The sequence below is a fragment of the Paenibacillus sp. J22P218 genome (assembly GCF_056269195.1).
Genome location: NZ_JBWDNL010000003.1, coordinates 615929 through 628041, shown reverse-complemented (window position 1 = coordinate 628041; position 12113 = coordinate 615929). Strand labels below are relative to the sequence as shown.

Annotated in this window: 10 protein-coding genes; 4 read left to right on the top strand and 6 right to left on the bottom strand. The window is 49.4% G+C overall.

The genetic code is table 11. The features are described from left to right. Positions 1–106: 106 nt before the first annotated feature. Positions 107–1402 (bottom strand): glycosyltransferase family 39 protein, encoded by a 1296-nt coding sequence (locus AC0YN0_RS17470; RefSeq protein ID WP_475822394.1) that lies wholly within the window; start codon positions 1400–1402, stop codon positions 107–109. 195 nt (positions 1403–1597) lie between these two features. Here AC0YN0_RS17470 and AC0YN0_RS17465 point away from each other — a divergent pair, with 195 nt between their 5' ends. Next, on the top strand, positions 1598–2299 hold the full coding sequence (locus AC0YN0_RS17465; protein ID WP_475822393.1) for an LbetaH domain-containing protein: 702 nt from the start codon (positions 1598–1600) through the stop codon (positions 2297–2299). A gap of 110 nt (positions 2300–2409) precedes the next feature. Further along, on the top strand, positions 2410–2940 hold the full coding sequence (locus AC0YN0_RS17460) for a hypothetical protein (RefSeq protein ID WP_475822392.1): 531 nt from the start codon (positions 2410–2412) through the stop codon (positions 2938–2940). 49 nt (positions 2941–2989) lie between these two features. Here the strand turns inward: AC0YN0_RS17460 and AC0YN0_RS17455 are convergent, their stop codons facing one another. The 4 genes from AC0YN0_RS17455 to AC0YN0_RS17440 all read right to left on the bottom strand — a co-directional run bounded on the left by AC0YN0_RS17455 (position 2990) and on the right by AC0YN0_RS17440 (position 7488). Continuing rightward, positions 2990–4333 (bottom strand): glycoside hydrolase family 5 protein, encoded by a 1344-nt coding sequence (locus tag AC0YN0_RS17455; protein WP_475822391.1) that lies wholly within the window; start codon positions 4331–4333, stop codon positions 2990–2992. A 23-nt stretch (positions 4334–4356) separates the two neighbouring features. Then, positions 4357–5199: a carbohydrate ABC transporter permease gene (locus AC0YN0_RS17450; protein ID WP_475822390.1), complete on the bottom strand. Its 843-nt coding sequence runs from the start codon at positions 5197–5199 to the stop codon at positions 4357–4359. A gap of 17 nt (positions 5200–5216) precedes the next feature. Beyond that, complete coding sequence (locus tag AC0YN0_RS17445) at positions 5217–6107, bottom strand: carbohydrate ABC transporter permease (protein WP_475822389.1); 891 nt, start codon at positions 6105–6107, stop codon at positions 5217–5219. 88 nt (positions 6108–6195) lie between these two features. Then, entirely contained in the window at positions 6196–7488 is a 1293-nt protein-coding gene (locus AC0YN0_RS17440; RefSeq protein ID WP_475822388.1) for an ABC transporter substrate-binding protein, read from the bottom strand. Between the two features lie 256 nt (positions 7489–7744). Here AC0YN0_RS17440 and AC0YN0_RS17435 point away from each other — a divergent pair, with 256 nt between their 5' ends. Both AC0YN0_RS17435 and AC0YN0_RS17430 read left to right on the top strand, forming a co-directional pair. Further along, a complete protein-coding gene (locus AC0YN0_RS17435) occupies positions 7745–9280 on the top strand; it encodes a sensor histidine kinase (protein ID WP_475822387.1) in 1536 nt (511 codons plus the stop codon). A gap of 5 nt (positions 9281–9285) precedes the next feature. Beyond that, positions 9286–9990, top strand: a complete 705-nt coding sequence (locus tag AC0YN0_RS17430; protein ID WP_475822386.1) for a response regulator — start codon at positions 9286–9288, stop codon at positions 9988–9990. A gap of 18 nt (positions 9991–10008) precedes the next feature. On the opposite strand, the gene AC0YN0_RS17425 is transcribed toward AC0YN0_RS17430, so the two are convergent. After that, positions 10009–11967, bottom strand: a complete 1959-nt coding sequence (locus tag AC0YN0_RS17425; protein ID WP_475822385.1) for a beta/alpha barrel domain-containing protein — start codon at positions 11965–11967, stop codon at positions 10009–10011. Between the last annotated feature and the right edge of the window lie 146 nt (positions 11968–12113).

The window sequence follows — 12113 nt, the reverse complement described above, 5'->3', positions numbered from 1 at the left end:
TTTTTCCGGTTATTACTTCGAAATGGCCTTCAGTCCCGAAAATAAAAGGAGTAATTCCAGTTATTTCGGTATGGTGTTGGTATTGGTATTGGCAACCTTCGTATGCTTAACCGTGCAAGCTGCTTGAGCTTTTGGCGCGACTCGAGTGCAGCTGCGCTTTCGGTATGAACGCATGAATGGCAAATGCGGCATACATAATGAAGAACGACATGAGGAAATACCCATACCTCGAAAAGGTGATGAACGGAAGCGCCGTTACGATAAAATAAAGCGCCGTTAACCATAAGAGCGACAAATCCTTGCGTCGAACCTTCATCATTAACGTCATAATAAAGCCTAAGATTCCTATGCCGATCATAACGAAATGCGTTGACTTGACGAAATGCGGCTTTAGTCCGAAAATCTCTTTCCAGTAATAAGGAACTTTGAACATATCATTGACGCGATCCCCCGTGTATTGCCAAAGGTACGCCAAAGGCTGTGTTCGGAAGCCGTAATTTCGAATTTTCACGGCGAGCTCCTTCTGGAATCGATCCGAATCTATGCGATTGGTCGCGGATGCGATCTTATCGAAGTCGTCCTTGAATTTCTCGACTGCACCCGGCGGGTATTGCCATTCAAGCTGAGAGCCGAGCAGCGAAGGATTACCCGATGACAGCGTGAGCGGAATAAACTCATGGAAAACAATCGCGTTGCGGATCCACCAGGGAGACATGCACAGCAGAACGATGCCGGATACGACAAGGGCGGGCTTAATGAGCTGCTTCACCCGGTAGCCGTGAATAAGCATGTACACCAAGAAAACGAGCGGAAGCAGGGCAAAGTTAGGTCGCTCATAGATGCCTAGGCTCAAGCTTGCAGCAGCTAATGCGAATAACGGCAAGCTATGCCGTGTGACCGCCAAGTAGCCGGCATAAAGAAACAGCCAAAGGAAGAACTGGCCGAGCACCTCCGTAAGAATGAGGTTGGCAGCGACATAGTTCGGTATATAGAGCGCGAATAAGAGCGCTGCAATAAGTCCGAACCGTTCATTAAGCAGACGACGGCTGAATAAATAGAATAGAACGATCGTGCCCGCCAAAAACAATATTTGCACGACGCGGAACGCTTGTATACCGCCCCAATATCCGAACAGCTTCATACAAAAGGCGAGAACGAACGGAAGACCCGGCATGATGAATACGGTAGATACGTCCGGTTCATGGTAGGTGAATATTCCATGCTGCAGAAGCGTCTCTGCACTGCGGATGTACTTTACGTCATCGTTGTTATATTCGGTGAAGCTTCCGAGATACATGTCATGGCCTTGGCTGAATGTAATGTACGTGCTTATGATGACGACGAACGATACGATTAGGACAAGTGCGTGGCAGTTAGTGAATGACCGCCATTTGGTTAACATGGTGAAACACTACCTTTCTTGTTAAAAACAATACGCGAACATCTTCGTCGCATGAATTACTCATTGTAGCATGAGTTCCAGTTATATGGAATCAGACGGTCATATCTGCCAAATTGTTTCCTCGAACAGGGAAATCTATCGTTCGATACTCATATAGTTAACTATTGCTGTCAGTGAGTAGGGGAGATGACAGGTATGGGAAAAGGGTTTCGTACGATGGTTCATTTCCTGAAGCCGGAGGGTCCGTATAATCTGTTCGTTCGGTTCATAAGTCCGAACCCGGTTACACCTACCGTACCGAAATCGCGTGTGCCTGTCATAAGCAAGGAAGCGTTCATTAGTCCGTTTGTAAGCATAATCGGGGACGTGACGATTAAGGAAGGGGTATTCGTGGCGCCTAGCGCAAGCATACGCGCAGACGAAGGGACGCCGTTCTACATTGGCGATCGCACGAATCTGCAGGACGGCGTTATTTTACACGGGTTGAAGGATGAATACGTAACGGTCGGAGGCAGTCGCTATTCAATCTATATTGATTCGGAGGTTACGTGCGGACATGGCGCGATCATCCACGGACCTGCACGGCTTGGATCGGGATCGTTCGTCGGCTTCCATGCGCTCGTATTTGACGCGGAGCTGGGCAGCGGCGTATTTGTCTCCAATCACGCCGTCGTAACCGGCGGTGTCCGCGTCGCAGACAATCGGTTCGTTCCGCCGGGCGCGGTCATTGATACGCAACAGCAGGCTGATCGGCTAAGCCCGTTGCCGCTGGAGAAGCAGCAGTTCGCGAAGGAGGTTCAGCGCGTGAATCAAGCTTTTCCGTCCAGCTACGGCATGTTGTTCGGGGACCGTCGTTGCTCTTGCGGCCTTGCAGCGGAAACGCGCCGTCAGCAATGAATTCTTAATAGGATTAATAACTCGTTTCTTAATAGCGTACACTACCAGTAAAAAGTTAAGGTGGTGAAACGTCTATGAGGTGCAGAGCTTTCATAAGGGGATTATTGTTTGTGTGCGGTGTGATAGTAATCCAGATCCATACAGTCGGTGCAGAACCGCGCGGTGATGTTCCTCCGTTTGAGAAACCATTTTTAGATATTGGCTTTAAAACGGTTGAAGAAGCATTGCAAGAATGCGAAATGCTTCATCATAAAGAACTTAAACTGCCCTACAAATTGCCTCCGATCGCGTTTACCCATCACTTTGGCAGCTGCTATAACGACAAGGAATACCATAAAAACGATGAATTGGGTATCGAGTATCTTCATGAAAAGAAAGGCGAAAATCATTACAAGATTGATGTAAGACCAAGCTCGCAAAAATTCAACTTTGAAAAATCGAGAAGAATAAAACAAAGCTATACACTCCAGGACGGTAATCGGGCACTCTATATGGAAATGCGCATTCCGAAGTTCAAGAGAGGATTCAATATACTCGTATTTGAAAAGGACGGATGGCAATACCTCCTGTCCATTGATAGCCGAGTAGAAGACAAAGTAACGGTTCATACACTGCTTGAAATAGCTAACTCGATAAAATAACAAAGAAGGTCAACCCTTGCATCCATGCAAAGAATGACCTTCTTCTTATTTACTTCGTATACTTCTCGACCACAGCGGCAAGCTCGTCCCATTGCTCGCATTGCTCCCAGTGGAACGATGCCGGCAGCTCGTACATCTCTTCCCACGAACGCTTCTGCAGATGTGGCTTTAAGATTTGTTCCACGGTTATGACTTGCATAAGCGTTCTCATCCGGAACTGCAACGGATATCGCTCTTCCGCCGAGATTGGTTTGAAGTACGTCGCCGCCATGTAATCGACCAGCGCCTCGCCTTTTTCTTGCTCCTTATGCTGATTCCAAACCAGCTTGATCTCTTCGGTCAATTGACGCCAAGGCGTGTCTTCGCGCGGATACACAATTCCCATCGTAGCGGCGTCTTTGTACGTCCATAGCGCCCAAGAGACATCGTTGGCTTCGCAAAGGTCGAGCATATCCTCGATGATCGTCATTTGGAAGTCGATCTGCTCCTTCTCGAACACCAAGCCAAGCTCGCCGCACCAGAGCGGACGCTTGTATTTCTCCCGGATGCTTAGCAGCTTCCCGAACGCTTCCTTGAAAATCTCCCGTCGTCTAACGCGGTCCATCTCCGGCGTCAGAACAGCCGGCTCGTCGACGAACGGGTAGAAGTGGAACTCGTAAGCGACCTGCGGATCGTCGACCGGATCGAGCATCGTGAAGTCGGTCGTGAACGCATTGCCCTCGATGAAAATAATATGATGCTTGTCGTATTTGCGAATTTCCGCAATAACCTTCTCATAGAACTCGTTGAACACCTTCGCGTTCGTTACCATAGACGGCTCGTTGACGATATCGTAAGCAGCAATCCAAGGCTGCTCCTTGTAGTATTCGGCGATATGACCCCATAGCCCGATAACCGTATCGCGCAGCGCGCTGTATTCCCAGAACAGCGGCAGACCCGAGTTTGTGTCGCAATGCCAGTCCGGATTTTGCCCGCCGGGAACGGAGTGCAGGTCGAGCATCGCGTAGATTTCGTATTTCTCGCATAGAGCGATGATATGATCGAGGTAGACGAAACCTTCTTTTTTGTAGACGCCGGGATTTTGGTCATCGATGAAGTATTTATAGTTGAACGGAATGCGCAGATGGTTAACGCCGATTTTCTTCAAAAATTCGAAGTCCTTCTCGCCGACGAACTCCAGCAGGAAGCGGTCGAAGAAAGCAGTGCTTCGTTCCTCGCCGTACACGTCCGCGAAGGCTTGCTTAATCATCGTGTCTGTGCCGGGCAGGCCGATCATGAAATGCTCGAGGTTCATCCACGAGCCGAGGCCAAAGCCCCGAAATACGATTTTCTCGCCGTTCACCGTAAAATCCTCTCCGCGAACTTGAACGAATTGATCCAATGCAATAGTCATATAGAAGTCCTCTTCTCTAAAAGTTAGTTTTTCATGCCTGTCGTTGCCACGCTTTGAATGAAGAACCGCTCGCCGATCAGAAATACGATAACCATCGGAATGGTGGCCAGCACCGTGCCTGCCATCAGCAAACCATAGTCCATCGTGTGTTCGGTTTGGAATGCCTGAAGGCCAAGCTGGAGCGTCTTCAACGACTCGTCGTTCAGGTAAATCATCGGCGCCAAATAGTCGTTCCACATAAACGTAAAGGTAAAGATCGAGAACGTGGACAAGCTCGCGGCCGACAGCGGCATGATGATCCGCCAAAATATTTTCCACTCGCTAAACCCGTCGACACGAGCGGCTTCGTTCAGCTCGCCGGGCAAGCTCATGAAAAACTGGCGCATCAGGAAGATGCCGAATCCGCTGAACAATTGAATCAAGATGTAGCCGGCATGCGTGTTGTAGAGCCCCAAGCTGCTGACGACGGCGAACTGCGGAACCATAATGGAGTGCCAAGGCATCATCAAGTTCGCCATAAACAGGATGAACAGCGTACTCTTGAACGGCACTTTAAGCTTGGCGAACGCATAAGCGGCCATCGAGCAGATCAGCACCTGAAGTACGGTAATGACGACGGACAGCATGACGGTGTTCATGAAATATTTGCCGAAAGGAATGATCGTCCATACCTCTTGGAAGTTGTTCAGATATAACGACGAAGGAATCCAGTTATTCGGGTTTTGGAATAGATCGATATCCGTGCGCAGCGAAGTCGAGATCATCCATAAGAACGGAAAGAGAGTGGCGACCGAGAAGGCAACCAGAATAAGCAGCAGCACATAATACAAGAGCTTGCTAGTCTTCGATTTAGTGACGGCTTCCATTATGCGTACCTCCCATCTTAGTAAGTCACCCATTTTTTCTCGAGCCTAAATTGGATGAGCGATATGACCATAATGATGAGGAACAGGACGGTAGACATCGCTGCGGCATACCCCATCTTGTAGTTGATGAACGCTTCTTGGTAGATACGGAACACCAATACGTTCGTTGAACGGCCCGGCCCGCCGTCGGTCATGACGGATACGAGATCGAACACTTGGAAAGAGTTAATGATCGTTAGGATTAACACCATAAATAACGTTGGCGACAGGCTTGGCAGCGTAATATAGAAAAACTGCTGCAGCTTGCCTGCGCCGTCCAGTCTAGCTGATTCATACAAATGCTCGGGAATGCCTTGAATGCCCGCGAGCAGAATAATCATATAGTAGCCGAAGCTCTTCCACACCGCGACAATGACGACTGCGAGCAGCGCCCACTGCGAGGACATGAGCCATTCCGGCGGATTCGATATGCCAATCGCTTCCAGCATATGATTGATTGGGCCGGACATCGGGTTGAACAACAGTCCCCAGACGATCGCGACGGATACCATCGACGTAATTTGCGGAAAATAAAAGGCCATGCGTAAATATTTGCGCAGGTGCAGAATGCCGTTCAACGCTATGGCCGACAGCAAGGCCAGCAACATCGTTAATGGCACGAATAATAGCGTGTATATAAAATTGTTTTTCAGAGAAACACGGAAATAATCGTCCTGCAGCAGCCTCGTGTAATTATCCAAACCAACGAAATTAGGCGTAATATTGAAGCCCCCGTAATCCGTGAAGCTCATGACGATGCCATACACTAACGGAACGAGAATGAATACGGCAAATAAGACGAAGGCCGGTAAAATGAATAACGTCCCTGTTAGGTATGGCTTGTAGTTGAGAAGACGTTTGTCCGTCATAGAAACAACCTCCTGATTAGAATGGTATAGCTCGTGAAACAAGATCGGCCTCCGCGCTAGGAAACGGAAGCCGACTGCTTAGCTATAGTTACGGTTTAAGAACGGAAGCGCGTTGTTCCATGAAGTTCTTCATGGCTTTCGCGGCATCCAGCTCCTGGAACAGATAGAGATCCCGTTGTTCGCTGTAGACGCGATTGACCTCATCGATCTGAGCAATGGGTTGATTTTCTACAACGGTATTAGCTTCAAAGAAGTAGCTGCTTCCTTTAATGCCGGTTGCGTTAAGGAATGATTCCTTCGTTTTGTCGCTGGCATAAGCCGGCAACACGCTGGATACGGCAATGATCGCTTCCCCTGCTTCGCCCGTTACGAACTGCACGAATTTGAACGCCGCATCGATGTTTTTGCTGTCAGGGTTAATGCCCATAAATGTGCTTACGCCGCCGACCGTAATCGGATCGCTCGTGCCGTCAGGCAGCGGAAGCGGCGCCATATCGAATTCGATGTTCGTTTTGCCGGCTTCGATATCCGCTTTCAGCATATTAATCGTCCATTCGCCGTTGACGAGCATCGCGACATTGCCGCTTTCGAATTGTTTGATCCAGTCGGTGCTCTGCGACTTCATTTGCTTATAGCTCATATGCGATTGATCCTTGTAGTAGATGCGGTCGAGATAATCGAACCAGTCCGCTACATCGTCCAAGCTGTCGTCAAGAATAGTCGTGCCCTTCTGAAGCGCGCCAAGCGGCGCGGTCATCCAGTCCGCATAGTAGCCGCCCCATTGCTTGCTCGCCCCGTCGCCCTTCGTTAGAGCCTTCGCCAGCTCAGCATATTGGTCCCATGTCAGCTGCGTAGGATAGTTAATGCCTTCACGGTCGAAGATCGCTTTGTTGTAGAACAAAGCATATTGCGATGTGCGGTAAGGAAGCGCGTAATACTTGCCTTTCGTCAGTACCTCGGTAATATCCTGGAAGCTTGGCCCGTATGCGCCTACGTCCAGGTTCGCTTCTTTGATTCGATCGGTTATATCGAGAAGCTGGTTTTTGGAAGAGTAGGTGCCTAGGCTCGTCGTGCCGTTAATGCTGTATACGTCCATTTTGGAGCCGCCCGATAGGTTGGTCATGATTTTGGTGTTATACTCATTCGAGTTGTTGCTAATCGTGTTCATCTTCACTTCGATGTCGCTGTTCTGGGCGTTAAACGCCTCAACGACCTTCTTCATATAGGCTTCTTCATCGGTCCAAGTGTAATAATCCAATACCACCTTGTCGTTGCCGTTCGTGCTGCTTGGTTCGTTCGCGTTGTTCGAGCCGCAACCTACGATCGTCGCCGCAAGCCCCGCCATAAGCGTTATACTGAGGTATCTAAAACGTTTATTCATGAAAACCCCTCCTGTATCTTTGTCGTGCTTCCATCGTAATGGCAACCGTCCGTGAACGTAAGGTTGAAGTTTTATCATCGCTTTCACGGGGCGAGATAGGGTAAATTGGATAATGGTAGGGGATTATAGGGGGATAATTGCTCTTTACGCGGGGATATAGGGCTAGGCTAGTTGTACAAAACTTCAACCTATGCAGCGGCGTGCGGATCAAATAAAATCTATTTTATTTGCATGGAAAGAGGGAGGGAGGTCGCGTATGTTCATTTTCTTCGTGTTTATCTTGTTTATTGCGATAGCGGTATTTTGTCTAACGCAGCAGAAATATACGAAAGCGACTCTCTTCATGCTGCTGATGGGGTTTGCTTATTTGATCGTCGTTTCCTGCATCATTACGTACATGTCCAAGGATGCTTACTACTACTTCAGCCTCGACGATTATTTCGGGATCAGGCAGTCGCTGCAAAATCAATTGATGTTTCTGCCGATCTCGCGCTTCGCGCTCATTCGCGTATTTAACGTGTTTACGATGATGTTTCTGTATACGGGGCTGTGCTCCGCCATTTATTTCGCTTTCAACATCTCGTCCAAGCGCAGAACCTTGCTATTATCGCTGCTAGCCATTCCCTGCATCGTTCAGATCGTGCTGTACGATCCTATCTTCTACGCGCATATGTACTATCGGATGTACCCGGACTACATGACGGCGAAAGGGTTCGTCTCGCTGTATGAATCCATCCACACGGTTACGTTCGTCGTCAATACGCTGTACATTGTTGCGGGGGTCGTGCTGCTTGTTTACGCTTTGTATGATGCGCCTAAGGTTCGTCAAATCCGAAGCAATATATTAATGATCTTAATTTCTTACTTTTCGGTTCAAATTACGTATTATTACATGAATTATTGGGCGCCCGATATATTGATTAAAGTATCCAAAGCCGCCCGTTTTATAAGATTCAAGCCGATTAACCTCGTCGGCAATCCTTCTATTTATACGATGCTGCCGTACATTGCGGGGGTTTGTCTGTTCGTCAGCTTGTACAGCATTTACAAATACGCGCGCATCCAGAACAGCATTCGCAATCAAGAATCGGTTATTTCGCATAATATCGATTCCGCCATCTTAACCTCGCGCGTGTTCAGCCATTATATGAAGAACGAACTGCTTGCCATTATGGCGCAAACGGAGTTTTTGGAAAACATGTGCGAGAAGTCGCCGGAGGTCGTCGAGGAGATTCGAATCATTGAACAGCGCTGCAAGAAGGTATATGATCGGCTCGACGCTGTCCATCAGAAAAACCTGAAGGCCAAAATCGAACTGCAGCCTGTTATGCTGAATGAGCTGCTCCACAAGCTTCTGGACGATAAAAGCATGGAGTTGAAGTCGATCAAGGTTCATTATGTGATGCCGCCGCGGCAACTGGTCATTATGGCCGACCCTTATTATTTCGCGCAAGCGCTTGAAAATATTATTTCGAACGCCGTCGATGCGCTTGAATTCGTTCCGGAGAAATCACGGCAGCTGACCATTGAGGTCAACATGAAGAACAAGTGGGTAGAGGTAGTTATTCGGGATAACGGCATCGGTATGGAGGAAGAGGCTCTCTCGCATATTTTCCAGCCGTTCTATTCCTCGAAGCCGACCGCGACGAACTGGGGCATGGGGCTATCCATCTGTCACACGATCATTACGACGCATGGGGGCAGGATCAGCGCCGAGAGCAAGAAGGGTGAAGGCAGCGCGTTCCACATTGTCATGCCCCTGCTGTCGACGGACTTGAGCGAAAGGAGATGAGCAGCATGAGCGAGCCGAAGATCAAGGTTCTTATCGTAGAGGACGATCACTTAATCGCGAAGCGGTACCAAATGATTCTCTCCAAAGACGAGCAGATCGAATTCGTGGGGAGAGCGTCCAGCGGCTACGAAGGCACGATGCTGGCCGCGCTGAACAAACCGGATATTATATTGATGGACGTGGAGCTGGAGGATAAGCAGGCGGGGCTGCGGGCAACGTCCGAAATTCTGAACTATATGCCCGACGTGAAGATCGTGATGCTGACCGTCTGCGAAACGGACGATACCGTGTTCCGCGCCTTCGAGCTTGGCGCCACGAATTATTTGCTGAAGAACATGCAGGCGGACGCCGTATTGGAGGCCGTCAAGGATGCGTATTACGACCGGCCGTCCCTGCATGCCAATATCGCGGGCAAGATTACGCGCGAGTTCAAACGGATCAAGACGACGGAAGACAGCTTGCTGCACAACTTCTATATTTTGACGCAGCTGACGCCTACGGAGCTTGAGGTGCTGGAATTATTAATGAAGGATTATACGCGCCAGGAGATATGCAAGCTGAGACATGTAGAGCCCTCGACGCTCAAATCGCAAATCAACAGCATTTTGAAAAAATTCAATAAAAACAGCGTGCAGGAAATCGTGCCCGCATTGCGAGAGCTGCACATCCCGGAAATTTTGGCGCAGCGGAAGGGGAAGCCGTCGAGTTGAACGTCACCGCTCGCGTATTTACTTAGCCGGCTCGCCCCGCATCAGGTACGGATATAAAAGAATGATTCCGAAAACGTATAGGAGCAGCGCGAATAATGCTGGCAGCAAGTGCCAAAAATCGGTATAGCCGATCGAGAAATGCACACTGAAACCGGCATAGAAGCCCGGAGCTCCGCCAAGCAGCAGCGTCCACCATAACCAACGCGCTCCTTGCTGAATACCCCACAAAGCGATGATGAGAATAGCCAATGCATCGCAAAGCAGCGCGCCGCCGAAGCCGGCCCGATCATGGGCGATTAATGGCATTAACCGCGGATTGGCTGCGTCCAGTTCGGCGGGCGTTATCTTCAAATAGGCAAGATCCTCCGGTACGAATACCTCCGTGACGCCGACCGTCGCAATCGTTAGACCCCCGATGGCTAACGCAAAGCCGAGTACAACAAAGCATAATTGCCCCCACATCGCCGTACGCCAAATTCGAGTATTGCGCAGATTGACTGGCCTGCGATAGGGTTGGTCCGGGTTGCTGCGCATGGAGAGAAGGAACATAGGAAACAGCAAAGCGGCAGCGACCGCATGGAGCGGATCGAAATAGCCGTAGCCCAAATACAGAAAAAAGCTAGCAAAGCCCGTCAGGCCCGAGGTAATTAATGCCGTCTTGGCCCAGTGCAGGCCGTCCTTCAATCCATATCTGGCCAACTGGTAATAAAGAATGCCGATAGAAATCATGGTCCCGGCCAGCGTAATCCGATCATGCGACATGAAATGGAGCAGATGATGGTTAATGACATGAAGCTCTTCCACCGACATGCCTATAAAATCCAAATCGTAAGGCAATAGTACAGTCGTCGCGGCGATGATCCATGAAAGAATGCCGCCAATGATCATTCCGATCCCAAGCAAGCACATCCAGCCCCAATGCTTCCAAAAGGAAGGCATCTCGGGTTTAGACGTACTCCGAACCCGCTCATAAATAACGGCTTCGTTGATCCGCTTCGGAAGGCCCGGGCCGGCATAGACGAGTCCGCTGTGCAGCATGACGGCATTCGCGCCGGCGTTCATAAGATCGAGCGCATCCTGCGGCTCATGTACGCCGCCTCCCGCTTTGATCACGAAAGAATCGGAACAGTGGCAGTGATTGCGAAGATGTTTTATTTTCTCCAGGGAAATTGCTTTTGCTTCTCTTCCAACCTTAATCGGGTAATTGTGTCTGCTAGGGTTATCCTCGCATTCGTGAACGGCTTCTCCAATAACAACCCCTTTCCAGAAAGAAGCCTCCCCAATGTCCAGCAAGCTGCATAATCTCTCATTAGAGAAGTCGGGCGGTACATAAAGAAATAGCGGCACTTGATTCGGGTTATAGGACGCCGCGAGTGCTGTAAAGCCCTTGGCGATCTCTACAGTTTCCTCCCAAACGCGAGTTCCGTTAACGATATCCACATAAAAGGCCGAAGCGCCAGAACGGCTTAAACGTGCCATCATGTTGCAAAGCTCATGAACAGCCTCCTCCGCAGATGAGCCGGGAAGGGGCGTAATCCGCGCCATTTGCGGCAATCGATGTCCGGGCTTGCCCATACGGATAGCCGTACGTTCAACGCCTTCATTTTCAAAGTAGGAGGGGTAGTGTATCGTTTCGTTCGCATGGTCGTTTTCAATCGGTGCTTGAACGTGCATAGGACGAACCGTAATGGGACCAAGCTCAATGAAGCCGATGCCGAACTGAGCGAGCGCTTTATGAGCCGTTCCCTGAGGGTCCAAGCTTCCAGACAAGCCTACCGGCGTGCTTAAGAAAAGTCCTGCCAGCTCTTGCTCCAGCAGCGGCGACGGCTCCATATGGCCAAGCGTCCGTATGACAAAGGGACCGCTAGGCAACTTGCTAAGCGTGCCTATGGCTTTTAACGTTATCGCTCTGCTTAGTCGTGATGGCAGCTTAAATAATAAAGGTCGAAATAAGGTCTGATACGACCAGTCCGGCATAGTTGTGCTCCTTTAACCATCGGTGTACTTTTTAGACATAATTTAAAGATACTCTATACGACTGACGAAAGGAACCTATATATGGAAAGTTCAGTTAATAGAAAAAGAGCTTACTCGGTTGCCCGAGTAAGCTCTTTTTTTTGCGT

Bases quoted from the DNA above. Each gene is read 5' to 3' on its own strand.
- AC0YN0_RS17470 (WP_475822394.1), bottom strand. From the start codon at position 1,402: ATGTTAACCAAATGGCGGTCATTCACTAACTGCCACGCACTTGTCCTA.
- AC0YN0_RS17465 (WP_475822393.1), top strand. From the start codon at position 1,598: ATGGGAAAAGGGTTTCGTACGATGGTTCATTTCCTGAAGCCGGAGGGT.
- AC0YN0_RS17455 (WP_475822391.1), bottom strand. From the start codon at position 4,333: ATGACTATTGCATTGGATCAATTCGTTCAAGTTCGCGGAGAGGATTTT.
- AC0YN0_RS17450 (WP_475822390.1), bottom strand. From the start codon at position 5,199: ATGGAAGCCGTCACTAAATCGAAGACTAGCAAGCTCTTGTATTATGTG.
- AC0YN0_RS17445 (WP_475822389.1), bottom strand. From the start codon at position 6,107: ATGACGGACAAACGTCTTCTCAACTACAAGCCATACCTAACAGGGACG.
- AC0YN0_RS17440 (WP_475822388.1), bottom strand. From the start codon at position 7,488: ATGAATAAACGTTTTAGATACCTCAGTATAACGCTTATGGCGGGGCTT.
- AC0YN0_RS17435 (WP_475822387.1), top strand. From the start codon at position 7,745: ATGTTCATTTTCTTCGTGTTTATCTTGTTTATTGCGATAGCGGTATTT.
- AC0YN0_RS17430 (WP_475822386.1), top strand. From the start codon at position 9,286: ATGAGCGAGCCGAAGATCAAGGTTCTTATCGTAGAGGACGATCACTTA.
- AC0YN0_RS17425 (WP_475822385.1), bottom strand. From the start codon at position 11,967: ATGCCGGACTGGTCGTATCAGACCTTATTTCGACCTTTATTATTTAAG.